This is a genomic window from Calothrix rhizosoleniae SC01 (assembly GCF_900185595.1).
GTDB classification, from domain to species: Bacteria; Cyanobacteriota; Cyanobacteriia; order Cyanobacteriales; family Nostocaceae; genus Calothrix_A; species Calothrix_A rhizosoleniae.
Genome location: NZ_FYBH01000394.1, coordinates 1 through 17,256 on the forward strand (window position 1 = coordinate 1; position 17,256 = coordinate 17,256).

The following is a 17,256-nucleotide window of genomic DNA, read 5'->3' on the forward strand; positions in this document are numbered from 1 at the left end:
AAAAGGTTATTTTGAAAATTCAAGCAATATATCAGGAATTACGCAATTGAATATTAATAACCGTAGAGTGTGTGGTGTGTGGATCAATAGTGTACGTAACAATTAAGACTTGTATATCACGCACCAACCACCTATTGTGACAATATCGTAATTCCTGGATATAAAGAAAGCAGAATTTTAACACCACCAATTATTCAGCGTTGCATTTCTTTCATTCAGAGCATCCCAAATGTTTCAATTCACTATCATGGTTAATGAAGGGTAGTGGAATTAACCATATGGCTAGATTCCTGTTTTTACTACCTTACACTCACAATGACAATTTATGGTGTTTTTGCAAAATTGGGATGTTTCCTAGTTATTTAACCCAACGCCAAATTAACACTTTTGACATTTTTCTTATTAAAACTCGATTTAAAAGAAGAGTCTAGGTCACTTTGGTAGTAACAATGGTAGTGATTCTAGGGTATTGCTAAATATTTGGAGTTGAGTCTGAATTATTTATTAAATAGGATGCTCTCAGCAATTGAGCGATACTATTGAAATAGATAATATAACGTTCTTTATATAGGTTCATTTTCATGGCATCAACTAACACCAGCGAACTAATAGAAGCTTTAGCATCTGAAATTGGTGAAAACCTATACATAGATATTGCTAAATGGCATCTTTATTTATCCACAGCTAAGTTGCATACAGTAGTTGCGGAGAAGGTCTATCCCTTACTGGTAGAAGACACAATTAACGAAGATCGGGTTGTGGAGGTTTTGCGCTCCATCTCCGTGAAAATTGGTGGTGGTAGAAGGGAAATTCCCCTCATAGATTTGCTCCCCTTACAATCTCAAGTTCATCTAGTTGATATCCTGGAAAATTTTCAACGTGAAATGTAATATTTAATGCTTTGCCAATATACAGTAGTCAAAAAGTAGTACTGATGTAAGCTACTTATTGGACACTTTATAGAATCTGAAACACTGGGAATAGCAGAAAAAAGAAAGAATAAATTTTTCACCTCAGCGAATTATTGGTTTTTGTGATATAATTCGCTGGTGATATTGCGCTAATTAACGGGATGTAGCGCAGCTTGGTAGCGCACTTCGTTCGGGACGAAGGGGCCGCAGGTTCAAATCCTGTCATCCCGATTTTACCATTGTTAAATAACATTTTATTTGTCGTCGTTAACACATTCGTGTTGTTATTAACGGTTTAAATATCGTCTTAACAAATTTTTGTCTTAAATTTATTCCATGCATTCGTTAGCAAATTAATGTCATCACTTACATGGCTATGGCTATGTGTTAGTCGCCTTGTCACAAAATAGAATGACAATCCAAAATCCAAAATTCAAAATTGTTTGACTGATATAACTCAATTTGAAAAAATTAGTTAGGGATTTAGAGGCAAAATTGTGAAAATTTTAATTTTGGGTGCTGGGGTGATGGGAACTGCCTTAAGTGTCCCTTTTACCGATAATGGTCATATTGTTAATTTGGTTGGTACCCATCTAGACGGTGACATTATTACCAAGTTACAAGCTGGTTATCCCCATCCCCGTTTGGGTGTCCAAATAGGAGAAAGTGTTATACCTTATACCTATGACCAATTACGTGAAGCCATAAAAGGTGTAGACTTGGTTGTGATTGGTGTGAATTCTCATGGGATACAATGGGCAGCCCAAGCCCTCAGTCCTCTATTATCAGTAGATATTCCCATTTTGGCTGTCACCAAAGGATTGGTGGGTGATGGAGAAAAACTATCGATTTTGCCTGATGTTATCCGTGGTAATTTACCACATACTATCAGTGATCGCATCCAAATTGCTGCTATTGGTGGTCCTTCAATTGCTCAAGAATTAGCTGCTCGTCGCCATACTTGCGTGATGTTTACCAGTACAAATTCAAATTTGCTAGAACAGCTGGCTGATTTAGCCCGTACACCTTATTATCATATTTGGGCAAGTACTGACATTCTGGGCATTGAGGTGTGTGTAGCAATGAAGAATGTTTATGCTCTTGCTGTTGGTTTAGTAATTGGCTTTTTAGAAAAAGGAAATAAAGCTGTTAATCATGCAGAAATGCATAATTTAGCTGCGGCTATCTTTGCTCAAGGTATGTGGGAAACAGCCTATTTAGTAGGTAAAATGGGAGGCAAAACCGAAAGTGTTTATAGTCTTCCTGGTTCCGGCGATTTATATGTTACCTGTCAAGGTGGACGTAACAGCCGTATGGGACGTTTGTTGGCATTAGGTATACCCTACAGTCAAGCGAAAGCCAAATATATGCCAAATGATACTGTTGAGGGTGCTTCCTTGGCTTTAGCAATTGGCAATACCGTAGAAAACATGATTCACAAAGGTGATTTGGATGAAACCACCCTACCTTTATTACGCACTATGATTGATATTGTCTGTCATGATGCCCCTGCAATTATTCCTTGGGATAAATTCTTTAACTAAATAACGTTTTCTTAGAACACCCATTAATTGCTGATAAACTATGAAATTATAAGCTGTAAAAGCTAAAATACAGTGACGAATGAGACGGTATTTTTTCCTCATCTGATATTATTTTATATCATGTCCGCCTGATTACTTATGATATTGCCCATCCATGCAAAAATCATCCAAACTCTTTCTCCCCCTGCTCCCCTTGGGATTGCGCCACTTGCTACAACGCGCTTAACCCGCGCAACGCAGTGGCTTACCTGCTCTCTGCCCCCTTGCAGTCCTAATGATAAGTATTTAACCGGACAAACCGGACATGATATTAGTCCTAACCATCCCTATTTAACTGAAAAAGGCAAGGAAGCTGACGGTTGTTCTAATTTAAATTGACAAATCTGAGCATATAAATTTTGCTGCTCTGGTGTCATTTTCATTTCATACATAATTCTAATTAACAACCTCCTCCACATTAAAATTCTGGTGGTAATTTTGGAGTTGGATAAATAACTTGCATCTCCAACCCTAAAAAGTCACTTAGTTCCTTTCCCAACCACAATAATTCACCTTCAGATAATTGACCATCACCGACTTGGTACTCTACACTACCTGCGTAAATAGATAACTTTGGTTTAGCTGGGATTGCATTCGGTACATTTATTAATATCCCTTTACCATCTACATAACTATCAAATGTAGAACTAGCTTGATACGCCAAAAGATCAATATTTTGGTAACAAGACGAACTTTGCCATTCTATAGGTTGAGATTTTTTACTCGTACCTATACTAATGGTAGTTTTCCCATCATTATAAAATATTTTATAATGATAAAAAATGCTTTCCAAAGAGTATGAATTAATATCTTCATTAATAGATTCAAGCATGATGCTATTTAGCATAACTAATAAAATACCAACAAAAATACCAAATCCTTGAAAACAAATCACACAGAAAATAAATAATATTGAATTAATAAAACCAATATTTATTCTTGCTTTTGATATATTTTCTTTAACAAACAGTATTCCCAGTTTATTTTGGTCGCGGTATAGTTGTACCTCACTACCAGCAGGTTTAAGATGAGAATAATCTCCATGACTTCCATCCTCAGATTTTAGAGCAGTCAATGCCGATTTTGCAGAATCAAATCGCCGTTCTAGGTAGGGATGCGTCATCTTCTCCAACCATCTGACTAACTTATTACTAATATCAGTACGTTTGAATTCTACTCGTCCATCAACTTGTGGTAATTCAGCAGGATGAACTCCAGTAATCAGATAAATTAGAGTCATTCCAAAGCTATACAAATCGGAAGCCATTGTTGTTTGCCCAGAAAATTGTTCAAAAGGCATGTAACCATAGCTACCCACAATCGTAACCGTACCACTACCTTTATTTGATACAGTTTGTACTGAGCCAAAATCTACTAAATAAATATCGCCTATACTATTGCCAGAACGGTTAGTCAGCAGAATATTACTCGGCTTAATATCTCGATGAATTATTGGTGGAATTTGCTCATGAAGATAGATTAGGATCTCTAGAAAACACTCAGCTACTTCAATAACTTCAACTTCAGAAAATTTTCTTCCATTACAAATTACTGTTTCTAAAGAAGGGGCATCAATATAGTTTTGTACTAAAGCAAATCCTTTGATATTTTGCGTATCGAATTCAAAATAATCAATATATTTGGGAATAGCAGAATGGGATAGATTCTTTAATGTTTCTGCTTCCCTTTCAAATAGCTTTAAATCTTCCCAGCGAAATTCTTCACTAAATATTAGAGTTTTGATAACTACTCTTTTTTCTGTATGTAAATCTTTTGCTAACAGAGTATATCTTCCTCCATTTACTCCTAATTGATTGAGGATTAGATAATTATTATTTAGTGTTATTGAAGTATTGTTAAATAGGTGATCTGACATAGTTAATTGCCTCAGTGTTACTAAAAATGGTAGGCATCAAAATGATGTGGGTCTTGTAAGATAAGGAATCAACGACTCATCTAGCCAAACTATGGAATGTAAACCCTGCAGTGGTTATAAGACTCACAAGCACGGCTTGATTGCCCTCACATCTGTCCTGCAAGAGTTCTAACTGTGATTTATTTATCATGAGTTAAATATTCAATAACTAAAGACAATAAATACGCCAAAGGATTGTTGGTCATATGTCCTTGCCAAATATCATCGAACATTTCTAGATATCAGTAAATATTGGCAAAATGTAGTTAGGTGTAATTGTTATTCCCTTGACATCAAAATCTACTTAGTTTTATCCTAAGAATTGAGGTAAACTTTGATACAAGTTAGAGGTTAAGTGGTCTAACTCAATGAAGCCTATTTTAGTCTGAATTAAAAGCTATTTTATGAACTGGGAAAAATTTTTGGAAGTACTATGTAAACGTGGAGAATATGGACTTACCTCTCTTGAAACAGAGGTCGTAATGTGCTTAGAAGAAACTAAATGTCAAACGAAAAATGATTTATTGCAAACCTATATTAATTCATATTCAATAATTGAGGATGAAGCTTTTACCCAAAGACTAAAGAATATCTATAGAAAATTTAAAATTACTGGTAAAGGGCATAAACTCCCGCAACTTCATAAATATCTCACTGCCAAATATATTCAATATAAGAATAAGGATGTATTTTTTTCGGAAATTGGCCTTACTTATATTTATCCAAATTTTCCTAGAGATAGATTTGGCAAGGAAATTTATAATATTATTAATTCAGAGAATCAAGAGAATAAAAAGGTAGATATTCTTCAAACATTCGCTCCCAATTTGAATGACTATTTTGAACATCTTATTCAGTGTATTCAAAATGATGTCCAGATCAGAATATTACTGGCTTGGCCATATTCCGAGGCAGCTAAACTGAGAGAAAATGTTTTGAGAAGGTATACTGATAACAGCATTGCTGATGAAATCAATATTCGTGATTGTGTAATCGCCAATTTGGAGACATTAGAAAAAATTATTAAAGTCTTAGATAAACCTCAGCTTCTCGATATTAAACTTTATGATACGCTCCCTTCTCTGGCAATTTATCGAGCTGGGAATTATATGTTAGCCGGGCTTTTTGTTCATGGCTCTCTCGCAGTTAATACATTTCAGCTTGAACTTCAACTTAATGCTTCTAATCAGCTAATAGCTCATACTTTACAAAATGATTTTGAATTAATGTGGCAAGTTTCACGTCGATTTTATCCAGATCCCCATAGAAATTGGAGAAACGATCTCAAAATTTTATTTACGAGCTAGACATTATGATTGAAAAAATAAACAGTTTTGAGATCTCATTGATTGAGAAATTCAGGTCGCATCCACTTTTTATCCATATTGATGCAATCTCATGGAATGAATTTCTTGGAATTTTAATCCAACGCCGCTTCTTATCACTCTCTATTGTTAACATTTATGAATTTGTTATTGATTCTCTTTCCGATGAAGAGATCAAAAGAACTGTCAGAGGAATTCTTAATGAAGAATATCCTCGGAATACTAAAGGGGTACCACTTCCTTCCCATCGAGAGTTACTTTTTCAAGATATTCTAAATCTTGGTGCGACATCTGAAATGATTTTAACAACGCCTGAAACAACTATTACTAAGATGGTTAGAGATGAAAGTTATAAGCTGCTAAACAATTGTCTGGGTAAAGAGCATTTTCAAGTGGGGCTTGTGGCGTTTCTTCGATTTTGGGCAGAAGTACTGGTTTCCATTGAATACTCCTGTCTATGGCAAAGAATTTCTGAACGCCTATCAACTGAAAAATCGACTAGCAAAGTTAGATCGGAATTCTATTATTTTCATATGATCCATGATGGCAGAAACTCTGATGTTGGCAAAGAAAGTTTTCTGGGAGGATTAACTCATTCTCAAGAGCTGGCAATTCATTTACAAAGATTAATTTCGTCTGAATATGCTCTGCTTTACTGTATCAATCTTGAAGAGAGAGCGTATCAGCTTAAATATCAATTTTATGATCAGTTTATCGCTTATTTAGAATAATACTTTGACAAAAAAAGAGTATGAAGAGAGAGGACTGATGTAGCTAAGCAGTTTCTGCCAAGATCACAGGATGCGCTCGCTAAATTGCTCTTTTGTGCAACAGTATTTCCCTTTCGACTATGAATCCAAATCCAGTTGAAATAACTGATGACTAACCAGACTGTGGCTTTGGTTCGTTCCCAGACTTTGGCAAACTTATTTTGGCGACGATGCTAACGACCTGTTTGTTGTCTATTTAATCCGTATTCCATAGTTATGCAAAATTTATAATTCTGGCACCTTGGGATTACGCCTGAATATTTTTTACCATACCTTGGAAGGGATTTGATTCAATCATTTGACTCTTCAACGCCCCAGAAGCTTACCCAAACTATCTAAGACTACCCCAAAAATTTCTGGAAGCTTTAGAATCAAGACCTAAATTTCCCATAAAGAAGGATCTTAAGCCCTGAGGCTGAAGCCATCTCTAAAAGGCGGCACCCGGATTTGAACCGGGGGATAAAGGTTTTGCAGACCTCTGCCTTACCACTTGGCTATGCCGCCGAATTTGTGCTTATCTATAATAACAGCATTTTAGATAGAAATACATTTTTTATTGAGCAATTTTTGATATTTGTCCAAATACAAACTTCAACCCTTGATTCCATATCAAGTCACAACAACATAAGGATAGAAAAAGACTAAGCTGGTAAGTAACACTTGCAAAAGGGAAAATTTCCCTAGCGATGATCGCCAAAGAAACTGGCAAAATTCTGTTTTAATGCAATACCTGTAAGCACATTATGTTTGATGCACTAGCCGAGCGTTTAGAAGGAGCCTGGAAAAAACTACGGGGTCAGGATAAAATTTCCCCATCGAATATTCAAGATGCCTTGCGGGAAGTCCGTCGTGCTTTGTTGGAAGCAGATGTGAACCTCCAAGTAGTCAAAGATTTTATTGCTGAAATTGAAACCAAAGCACAGGGAGCTGATGTCATTAGTGGGGTACGCCCCGACCAACAATTTATTAAGATTGTTCATGATGAGTTGGTTGCAGTAATGGGGGAAACCAATGTCCCCTTAGAAGAAACAGAAACTGCTCCCACTATTGTCTTAATGGCTGGCTTACAGGGTACTGGTAAAACTACTGCTACAGCCAAACTAGCATTGCATTTGCGTAAATTAGATCGCAGCTGTTTGATGGTAGCTACAGACGTATATCGCCCTGCTGCGATCGACCAATTAATCACCCTGGGTAAGCAAATCGAAGTCCCAGTCTTTGAGATGGGAAGTGATGCCAATCCAGTGGAAATTGCCCGTCAAGGCGTGGAACAAGCCAAAGCAGAAGGGGTGAACACAGTTATTATTGATACTGCTGGACGCTTGCAAATTGATGAAGAGATGATGGCGGAGTTAGCCCGTATCAAAGACACAGTACAACCCCACGAGACTCTGCTGGTAGTGGATTCAATGACTGGTCAAGAAGCGGCTACCCTCACCCGTACTTTCCACGAGCAAATCGGTATTAGTGGTGCGATTTTAACCAAATTAGATGGTGATAGCCGGGGTGGAGCCGCCCTATCTGTACGCCGAATTTCCGGAGCCCCAATTAAATTTGTGGGTGTAGGGGAAAAAGTCGAAGCCCTGCAACCATTTTATCCCGATCGCATGGCATCGCGGATTCTGGGTATGGGTGATGTATTAACCCTGGTGGAAAAGGCTCAGGAAGAAATAGATATTGCTGATGCGGAGAAAATGCAGGAGAAAATCCTGTCAGCAAAATTTGACTTTACCGATTTCCTCAAGCAGATGCGTCTGCTGAAGAATATGGGTTCCTTAGGAGGGATCATGAAAATGATTCCTGGGATGAATAAGTTAACAGACGATCAACTCCAGCAAGGGGAAACCCAACTCAAACGCTGCGAATCAATGATCAATTCCATGACTACCGAAGAGCGCAAAAATCCCGATTTATTATCCAGTTCTCCCAGTCGCCGCAAACGTATTGCCAAAGGTTCTGGTTATAGGGATGCAGACGTGAACAAACTGGTGAGTGATTTCCAGAGAATGCGTAATATGATGCAGCAAATGGGACAAGGACAGGGTATGCCTGGAATGCCAGGTATGTTTGGTGGAGGAATGAAAAATCCGATGGCTGGTGCGGGTAAGCGTCAGGCTCCAGGTTGGCGCGATTATGGTGGCACTAGTCGCAAAAAGAAACCCAAAAAGGATAAAAAGAAAAAAGGTTTTGGCAATTTGTAAACAGCTTTTTGACCAGAAGAAGCAGAGGGAATGTCGTTTTTGCCTGCTGTGGAGCTTAGTGAAACAAGGTTTCAATCCCTCCGAATTTATTCGTAGAAGTTCCCCTTGTCTCCCTTGCCCTCTGCCCTCTGCCCTCTGCTCCCGGCTCCCCGCCCCCTGCTCCCTGCTCCCTGCTCCCTGCTCCCTGCTCCCTGCTCCCCTGCCTCTTCGTGACTTTCCCAGATAATGGCGAATGGCACCTAGGAAGTGCTACAATATTCATTTCAGTATCCACAATTCCATATGTAAATTTATATGGAAAAATCACAAGCCTAGCAATTCGCAGAAAATGAGTGAAAAAGACTAAACTTATTTATGTATTGAGAAAGAGAACTCAAAGTTATTCACTTTCTCCATTGCTAAGTTCTCAACGACACTAGAAAACAGGAAGACGATTTCTCAAGATGATTAAACTGCGCTTAAAGCGATACGGTAAAAAGCGGGAAGTAAGCTACCGCATTATTGCTATTCATAGCCTCGCACGTCGTGATGGTCGTCCCTTAGAAGAACTGGGTTTTTATAATCCCAGAACAGATGAAGTACGTCTGGACATCCCCGGTATAGTTAAGCGACTGCAACAAGGCGCTCAACCCACTGATACAGTCCGTCGTATCCTGGAAAAAGCCAATGTCTTTGAACAGGTCAGTGCAACATCAGCATCATAATCATAAGCTAACCAAAACCCCCCAAAATACCAGTCCTGATTATGTTGGGCTGGTGAGATTTCTGCTGGAGCCCTTTTTAGAATCCCCAGAAACTTTAAGTATAGATTGGGAAACTTCCCTCAATCAGAAACGTGTCTGGATTCGTATTGCTTTTAACAGTACAGATAAAGGAAAAGTGTTTGGACGAGGAGGGCGTAATATCCAGGCTATTCGCCAAGTAATTTCTGCTGCTGCTGCCGCCGTCGGACAATCAGTATATTTAGATATATACGGGAATACAGCCACTGAACGGGAAGATACACCCGTTGAAGAAGCAGGGGAAGAAAAATTACCACCACCAAAATTAAAGTCCAGAGGTGGAGATAAACCTAAGCTAATTGTAAAACCACCATCCCGTTAACTCGAACAATGGGGTTATTCTTTATTTTTTAGGCTTGGCAAACTTCTTGGTTAGTATGATTAGGCAAAATGGGGGTTTCTAGCAATCATAATAATTTTCCTTTTTGATATCTTATACCGTGTTCAATCCTACTCTTAATTGATCAGGTTTAAGGTTGGTGTTTTAGCTTAAATAAAAGTTCGTCCCACACTGCTTTTGTCAGATGTGGGATGAGTTTTTGGACGATGATGAATTTATATATCCCTCTTCTGTCATTCTCCGAAAAATTTTATCATTTCTGAATTCTAGGGTTATTATACAGTAGGCGATAGCAGACTTTTTTATTCATATAAATTCCTGAGAACATGTAATCTACCAAAATTAAATGAGTAAATACTGTATTGCTTGGTATACCTTGTGCTCAGAAATTATTAAGAATACGAAAAACCAGAGAGTGACAGAAGAGGGATAATTGTCAAAATTACCCAACAATCCTTGCAAAACTATACAGTTAAAAACTCGGCATTCGCTTATTTTGAAACTCTAAGTTGAATTAAAGCCTTAATTTAAAAGGAAAAATGCGATTCCTAAGTAAGCGGTTATTTAGAAGTAATATTTGAACCTTTGCTAAAAAGCCTCCAGAAGCGCCTATTTAAGACTTAGGGAGGTCTAAATCATAAAAATGGCAAAACCTTGTAAGAGCCAAAAATGCATGAATTGACGGCATAGCATAGATCATAAGCCTTGTAAGGCTTAATTAAATTTTCGGTTCAAAAATGAGCGAATGGACAGTAAAAAATCTCAGAAGCAAGTCGAAACCACCCTCACACAGTTACGCGAGTATCTCTTAGAACTTGATACCACAGAAAAAGTACAGAAATTATTCCAGCAAGTATATGGTTGGTTAATCAAAGAGATTGAGTCAGATTTACAAAAGAGTGGAGTCAATACCCTCGTATTTGCCCTAGATGGAGCATTACGCAATATGCGTATGGCTGTCCTGTATAATGGGAACCAATATCTAGTGGAGAAATATGCTGTAGCTCTGGGCTTAGGACTCCAGATAATCGCACCCAAACCCATAGCTCAAGAACCGCTCAAAGTCCTGGCGGCTGGATTATATCAGGTGATAATTAAACATCATCAGTAATTATCTCCTTCATCACTCCATCACTCCATCACTCCATCACTCTTCCCTTCATCCACCGGGGACTCAACAGGCTCAACTTTGGGCTGAGGAACTACTAACACCTTATCAACCCGATTACCATCCATATCCATCACCTCAAACCGCATACCCTGGCGTTCAAAGTGATCTGCAGCGGCGGGAATGCGACCAAAATGGGTAATAATAAAACCACCCAAAGTTTGATAACTACCTTTCTCCTCAGGTAGTAAATCTTCCAATTCAAAAAGTGACAAAAACTCATCTATGGGTAACATTCCATCCAACAACCAAGAACCATCTTCCCGTTGCACAGCTTGCGGTTCTTCATCCTCATCAGCTTCCGGAAGCTCCCCAACAATTTCAATCATCACATCATTGAGAGTCACTAATCCTTGAATCACCCCATATTCATCTACTATCAAAGCCATATAGCTGAGAGTTTGTTTAAACACCTCCAAAACTCTTAAACCATGAGTATTTTCTGGGATAAATACTGGTTGTCGTAAGCCCACAGTTAAGTCTAAAGTTTCACCCTCAAAACTACGGGCTAATAAATCCGTCACAGACATAATGCCCACCACATTATCTAAACTCCCCTGACAAACTGGATACCGGGAATAGGCATTTTTAATAATTTTCTGGCGATTTTCTTCTAGAGAGTCTTCCAAATCTAGCCAGACTATATCCAGCCTGGGTGTCATAAATGCATTCAGAGAGCGATCGCCTAAACGAAATACTCGCTCTACTATATCTTGTTCTGCGGCCTCAAAAGTACCCTCTTGTGTACCTTGCCCAATTAAAACCCGAATTTCTTCCTCTGTAACTTGTGGTTCACTGGAAGGTTTTATACTTAATATTTGGAGGATTAATTCTGTAGAAATACTTAAGACATACACAATGGGGGCACTAATGGTTGACAAAAGTTGCATGGGTTGGGAAATCACCGTTGCAATGGATTCGGGGTGGTTTAATGCCAAACGTTTGGGCACTAATTCCCCTATAGTCAAAGTCAAATAAGTAATAATAATAATGGCGATTACCTGTGCCAACTGTTGTGCGTAGGCTGGTTGTAAATTGATGGCAGTTAACATTGGTACTATCCTTTTGGCAATCGTACCTTCACCATAGGCTCCTGAAAGAATTGTTAGCAATGTGATGCCAATTTGTACCGTTCCCAGAAAATAATTGGGATCAGCAGCCAATTTTAAGGCAGTTCCGGCTTTTCTATCACCTTGCTCGGCGAGCTGTTGTAGTCGAACCCTACGTGCAGATACAACTGCCAATTCTGACATGACAAATAGACCATTGCCAAGAATAATTAGGAAAATAATTAAAATTTCAAGGGTTGGGGACATTCTCAAAATTGCCGATGTCAGCGGCAGACTGTGCGTAAGTGTAACTTTGTTAGTATTTAGTATTTAGTATGCTTCAATGCAACAGTCTAAATTTGACATCTCCCCCGGTTGGAAACACGGGGGATTCTAAACGGATGTTGCTTGGCCGGATAAAATCCGAGCTAGGCAACGTTTACGATATGATTTATTTAATCGCGTAAACAAGTCATATCGTTGTGGCACTGTCAAAGATGCCCTACCCACCTCGGCTAGATTTAATCCTAGCTGTGTGGCTACTTTTCTCATGATGTTAGCCGCACCATTACAATCTGCATTGATGATGTGACCATCACGACTTTTATACATCCCACGTTTTACCCTTTGTCCTGACGGTTTCCATCCGTTGGGTTTTTCACCATGTTTGTGGAGGCTGTCGCCATCAAGGTAAGACGCTTTTGAAGTATACGCTTCCTCAGTAATCGTTAACTGTATTCCATATTCTGGACAAAGTTGTTTTAACCTTTCAATTAATCTCCCTGTAGGAATAACCATAAAGTTTTGATTACCACGTTTGCCCACATTGGAGCCATTTTTCTGCCCATCATTCCAACCGATTACAATATTCCCAACCCCATCATTCAGACACCGATTAACAATAAACCTAGCTGCTTTATTAACCGCATCACGCATTTGATTATTACGTTTGCGTTGAACTCTATCTAAGTTTACATCCCAATAAAACTCGGATTTTCCTTGTTTGTATTTGGCAACCAAGCGACAGTAAGCTTGGTTCATTGATTTGAGCTTGCGACCATCAATAATTAAGCTTTGACCACCAGTACAGACACCTGTTAACCAATTAGTTCCACCGTGATCAAGACTCCAGGCTTGGGTGTAATCAAGATTGGGGTTAACCTCAATCGGTTGCTTCCCATCATCAATCACCCAATCAATCCACAACTCACCCAAATAAGGACGAAGTGTTACTTCTTTAACCCAATCAGAATCAATAAAATCAGGTAATTGTAGGGTTATCTCCGTTAGCAGATGTGGTTTTGTTTCTTTACTTACTGATGGGTAAAAACAGCCATTTTTCCAAGTAAGTGCTTGACGTGGAAAGGTGACAGCAGCTAACCCACCACGTTTTCTATATTTAGGGAGTGATGGTCTATCAACTTCGCCACGATAATAAGTTTTAACTAACCCATTGTAACTGGTTATTGACTCGCCCACAGACTTTAAAGTTTGTTGGGCTGATTGTGCAGCCATTGCCTTGTAATGTGGGTTATATTTTAGAGTTTTGTCTAATTCTGGGTATGTGGTTTTACAGTGGTAAGTTTTCCAACCATACCGCAATTCGTCACCACGCCAATAAACACAGAACCCATCGCTATTGTTTTGCAACATTGCATAGTGTCGTTGGCGTGTTTCGTAAACTGCTGAATTAATCAAACTATTAGCCTGTTGACATTGGTCAATCCAAAACCCTTTTTCCTCCTCTGAAAATTTAGCTTTAATCGGTATTGTTCGGTACAACTTGTCATAACCTCCTGTAAATAATTATCATTTCTACAACATATTTTATCAACAATTGCCTATTTTTTGGTTGTGAACCTCGGTCGCTTGCTGCGTAAGTATTTTAAGCGTTTTTCTCTTATGATTTTTGGCTGTTTACCGTTCATTTTCGCTGACCTTCGGAAACTGTCTCTGGGCGCTAGGCTGGGTAAGGGTTTAAAATTGAAGGGTCCCTATTTATTAGGGAAAGTAATTGATTAAAAACGCATCGCAAATTACAAACCCTCTAGAGCGTACAACCATAGAGGGTTAATTTTTTAAATAAGTTTTAGGATTGTCTGAGAAAATTAATTAACGCCTTGTTTGAGTATATCTACGTACAACCACACAATTACGAGGTCTAGTCCATCTCCATCTCCATACATACCTTCCAGTCCTGGAGTTCCATATTCTGCTACGCCTCCGATAAGATAGACACCGTAATCGTCTACAGCGCCTACGCCATCTTCCGCCACTTCTGTACCATTTTCCGCACCTCGTGACGAAAACTCGTCTTCTTCTTCGTTGAACGATTAAATCCCTTGTTGTATTTAGACCATCAATAATATCAGTATCCTGAACCCCAGCTTTGTATTCAGTTTGAGATGAAGACTTTAAGGCTAATGTGGGTGAAATACCACTCGTCAAAGCCAACATGACGCCAGCAAAAGCTATAATTAATCTGCTTTTCATAACTCTCCTTTGCCATAAAACAATATATTCCTATAAGCATTTGAGTCAGAACTTGTGACTCTAAAACTCATATGAAACTTACAAGTAGAAGCATGGCACTTGATGACGGAGTCTAAGTATATTACGCCAACAAGATGTATTTATAACTTCCCTATTTCTATAATCTCCATGTTTTACACATATGGAGGTTAATTTTTGAAAACAAGCCAATTTGCTCTATTTTTCTCCAATATAAAGAATATTTCTATAGAAATAAAGAGGTTGGAACTAATCCCCAGCCTCACCAAAAGACTTTTTCAGCTAGCGTAGCCTTCCCAGGAAGGGTAGGAGTCATTGTAGGATTGCACTATCCTTCATTCACAATCCCCGCCAAATAATTCGCCATTGCAATGTAGCGACACCAAATTATCGGGTTATAATCCTCCTGGAAGAGAGAATCAACCGATGCAATACATGACTATAATTTCTTATCTTTAGCACCCTGTAAATTCTCTGCTACTTGTATAAAAGCCCTTAACTTGCGTTTATCTGTATTTTTGTAACTTTGTTGTCCTTGTTCCATCACCACCGTTGGCGATGCATCTACCGATTGTTCCTGTTCTGTGGGGTCATATATAAGTAACTAACCCATCTGCTTGTGGAGACAGGCTTTTATGAATTTGACGATTTGTAGCGATCGCCGCAGCAAAAGAAGACATCACACAACGAATCAACGCCAATGCCGACTAATACCTTCCTCGACGTTGAGCATGACTCATATCTGCTGTGCTTGTTTTCACTAACCCACGAGCAAAATTATAGACATCCTCAAATAACCCCTTATATTCCTTCGACAATTTATAAGACTTTTCTAGAGAATCCCTTTCTGGAAAAAGAGTTTCATTCCCCAACCACAACTTCACATCTGCTCGTCGGCGTTGGATAAAATGACTTGCTAATCTATCCCGTTCTTGTTCCGTTAGCTTATCTAGAGTTAACTGTTCAAACTCCGGCTTTAATAATCCCAGGAGTGATAAAAATGACTCTTCAATCCCACTGTGAGGAGTTGCTGTTAGTAACAATAAATGCCGTTCTTACTTCTGGAAAATTTCCTGAATTAATTGATGATGCTGTTGCTGAGAAGTTGTTTTACTGCTAGAAAGGGCACAAGTATGAGCTTCATCCACAATCATCAAATCAGGACAATGAGTAATAAAACTAGCACGACTATGATTCGAATATTTTAGTCAGAAAGCGGGTGAGGGGAATCGAACCCCTATCATTAGCTTGGAAGGCTAAGGTTTTACCACTAAACTACACCCGCAATTTAGCAACCTCATAAAGGTATCACACATTTTATTTATTTTCAACCATCGAGCCGGGTAAATTTGTTTCAATAGCAATTCTGAGGATCAAATTACTCACCTCTGGTTTCGTACCATTGTTGTTGACAGCTGGTATAAATTTTTGATTGCGGAAATGTTCATCGAGAAAATTTTGATACTGGGTCTTATTCATAGCTAATTTTTGGGGCTCAATACTTAAAACAGATGCCTGTTCAAATTTGCCATTTTTATCAATTACTAAGCTGACAAGGAGTTTTGCAGCTTTCAGTCCAGGATATTTATCTCTAATACTAATATTTATGGTGTTTGCTTGATTACCAGTGTATTTAGCCATTACATCGGGAGGAGCATTTAATTTGAAGTTTCCTGCAAGTACAGCTTGTCGAGACAAAGGATTGACTCTGATTATAAGCACTCCTCCTTGGCTACTACTATTGCTAGGAGATGACTGATTAGTTGTAAGTGATGGATTGGGAGCTAATTTTCGACTTTGATCTGTTCCTAGTTTAATGTTTCCCCTAGATTGATTCCACGGTTGATTCGTCTCAGTATTTTTGCTTGGAGTATTGGAATTAACTGGAGATTGTTGTTGCTTCTTAGCTGGGATATTGGAATTAACTGGAGGTTGTTGTTGCTTCCTAGCTCGGGTATTGGTATTGGAATTAACTGGAGGTTGTTGTTGCTTCCTAGCTCGGGTATTGGTATTGGAATTAACTGGAGGTTGTTGTTGCTTCCTAGCTCGGGTATTGGTATTGGAATTAACTGGAGGTTGTTGTTGCTTCCTAGCTCGGGTATTGGAACTAAATGGAGGTTGTTGTTGCTTCCTAGCTTGGGTATTGGAATTAGCTGGAGTTCTTTGGCGAGTGGCTCTCTTAGTTTGATTTGACTGTGTTCTTTGTTTTTTAAACGGATTTTTTCTGACAACAGGTTTTTTCCTGACAGGTTTAGATGTGTTGAGCGATCGCTTTTTGGGAATAACCTTTTTTTGGTGGTATTATCCGTTAAGGCAATTCCATCGCCAACATTACTTCTGGGATTTACCCTTCTATCAAAATTATTGCGATTTACTTGCTTAGTTGAACTGACTCGCGGTTTTGGTCTAGGAGATTTAGATTTACGACTAACAACTGATTTAGTGGCTGTTTTAACTGGTGCGACTTCCACAAAATCAATGGGGATAACACTTGCGGAATCTGGTTGTAAAGCAAAATTTACTCCGGAAAAGCGGATTAACCATATTCCGCCCAAATGTAAAAGAACTGAGGCTATAACCACAGAAAGCCATAAGCCTGGAGGATCTGTATGTCGTCGCCAAGCTTGGTTACTAACTTGATTTTTGCCACTAATTGCCTGGGTCATTTCAGTTATCAGTTATCAGTTATCAGTTATCAGTT

General features: G+C 38.7%; 15 protein-coding genes, 3 tRNA genes and 1 pseudogene. 9 read left to right on the forward strand and 10 right to left on the reverse strand.

Annotated elements, in window-relative coordinates:
• The first annotated feature begins 581 nt into the window (after positions 1-581).
• The 3 genes from CALSC_RS24105 (at position 582) to CALSC_RS24115 (ending at position 2,455) form a co-directional block, all read left to right on the forward strand.
• A complete protein-coding gene (locus CALSC_RS24105; protein ID WP_088243766.1) occupies positions 582-890 on the forward strand; it encodes a DUF3181 family protein in 309 nt (102 codons plus the stop codon).
• 178 nt (positions 891-1,068) lie between these two features.
• Positions 1,069-1,142 (forward strand) — tRNA-Pro (locus CALSC_RS24110).
• 266 nt (positions 1,143-1,408) lie between these two features.
• Positions 1,409-2,455, forward strand: a complete 1,047-nt coding sequence (locus CALSC_RS24115) for an NAD(P)H-dependent glycerol-3-phosphate dehydrogenase (protein ID WP_235006924.1) — start codon at positions 1,409-1,411, stop codon at positions 2,453-2,455.
• 457 nt (positions 2,456-2,912) lie between these two features.
• Here CALSC_RS24115 and CALSC_RS24125 read toward each other — a convergent pair whose 3' ends face one another.
• Positions 2,913-4,370, reverse strand: a complete 1,458-nt coding sequence (locus tag CALSC_RS24125; RefSeq protein WP_088243769.1) for a serine/threonine protein kinase — start codon at positions 4,368-4,370, stop codon at positions 2,913-2,915.
• 443 nt (positions 4,371-4,813) lie between these two features.
• Between CALSC_RS24125 and CALSC_RS24130 the strand changes: the two genes are divergently transcribed.
• Positions 4,814-5,716, forward strand: a complete 903-nt coding sequence (locus CALSC_RS24130; RefSeq protein WP_088243770.1) for a hypothetical protein — start codon at positions 4,814-4,816, stop codon at positions 5,714-5,716.
• 5 nt (positions 5,717-5,721) lie between these two features.
• Positions 5,722-6,465: a hypothetical protein gene (locus CALSC_RS24135; RefSeq protein ID WP_088243771.1), complete on the forward strand. Its 744-nt coding sequence runs from the start codon at positions 5,722-5,724 to the stop codon at positions 6,463-6,465.
• Here the strand turns inward: CALSC_RS24135 and CALSC_RS27695 are convergent.
• Positions 6,453-6,707, reverse strand: a pseudogene (locus tag CALSC_RS27695) (hypothetical protein); the annotation flags it as partial. The gene CALSC_RS24135 and the pseudogene CALSC_RS27695 overlap by 13 nt on opposite strands.
• A 229-nt stretch (positions 6,708-6,936) precedes the next feature.
• Positions 6,937-7,008: transfer RNA gene (locus tag CALSC_RS24140), tRNA-Cys, on the reverse strand.
• Positions 7,009-7,247: 239 nt separating this feature from the next.
• Between CALSC_RS24140 and ffh the strand changes: the two genes are divergently transcribed.
• The 4 genes from ffh (at position 7,248) to CALSC_RS24165 (ending at position 10,938) form a co-directional block, all read left to right on the forward strand.
• Entirely contained in the window at positions 7,248-8,705 is a 1,458-nt protein-coding gene (gene ffh / locus CALSC_RS24145) for a signal recognition particle protein (protein ID WP_088243772.1), read from the forward strand.
• Positions 8,706-9,148: 443 nt separating this feature from the next.
• Positions 9,149-9,409, forward strand: a complete 261-nt coding sequence (rpsP, locus tag CALSC_RS24155) for a 30S ribosomal protein S16 (protein WP_088243774.1) — start codon at positions 9,149-9,151, stop codon at positions 9,407-9,409.
• A complete protein-coding gene (locus CALSC_RS24160) occupies positions 9,372-9,809 on the forward strand; it encodes a KH domain-containing protein (RefSeq protein ID WP_088243775.1) in 438 nt (145 codons plus the stop codon). The genes rpsP and CALSC_RS24160 overlap by 38 nt, the downstream gene beginning before the upstream one ends.
• 763 nt (positions 9,810-10,572) lie before the next feature.
• Positions 10,573-10,938, forward strand: a complete 366-nt coding sequence (locus tag CALSC_RS24165; protein ID WP_088243776.1) for a CHAT domain-containing protein — start codon at positions 10,573-10,575, stop codon at positions 10,936-10,938.
• Between the two features lie 20 nt (positions 10,939-10,958).
• On the opposite strand, the gene CALSC_RS24170 is transcribed toward CALSC_RS24165, so the two are convergent.
• From CALSC_RS24170 to CALSC_RS24195, 7 genes are all read right to left on the reverse strand, one after another.
• Positions 10,959-12,311, reverse strand: a complete 1,353-nt coding sequence (locus CALSC_RS24170) for a hemolysin family protein (protein ID WP_088243777.1) — start codon at positions 12,309-12,311, stop codon at positions 10,959-10,961.
• A 126-nt stretch (positions 12,312-12,437) separates the two neighbouring features.
• Positions 12,438-13,826, reverse strand: a complete 1,389-nt coding sequence (locus CALSC_RS24175) for an RNA-guided endonuclease InsQ/TnpB family protein (RefSeq protein ID WP_088243778.1) — start codon at positions 13,824-13,826, stop codon at positions 12,438-12,440.
• Between the two features lie 326 nt (positions 13,827-14,152).
• On the reverse strand, positions 14,153-14,320 hold the full coding sequence (locus tag CALSC_RS26780; protein WP_159460691.1) for a hypothetical protein: 168 nt from the start codon (positions 14,318-14,320) through the stop codon (positions 14,153-14,155).
• A gap of 942 nt (positions 14,321-15,262) precedes the next feature.
• Positions 15,263-15,598, reverse strand: coding sequence for a DEAD/DEAH box helicase family protein (locus CALSC_RS27700; protein ID WP_235006925.1), 336 nt, complete (start codon positions 15,596-15,598; stop codon positions 15,263-15,265).
• Between the two features lie 171 nt (positions 15,599-15,769).
• Positions 15,770-15,840 (reverse strand) — tRNA-Gly (locus tag CALSC_RS24185).
• 32 nt (positions 15,841-15,872) lie between these two features.
• A complete protein-coding gene (locus CALSC_RS24190) occupies positions 15,873-16,253 on the reverse strand; it encodes a hypothetical protein (RefSeq protein ID WP_088243779.1) in 381 nt (126 codons plus the stop codon).
• 110 nt (positions 16,254-16,363) lie between these two features.
• A complete protein-coding gene (locus CALSC_RS24195) occupies positions 16,364-17,221 on the reverse strand; it encodes a hypothetical protein (protein ID WP_088243780.1) in 858 nt (285 codons plus the stop codon).
• Positions 17,222-17,256 lie beyond the last annotated feature (35 nt).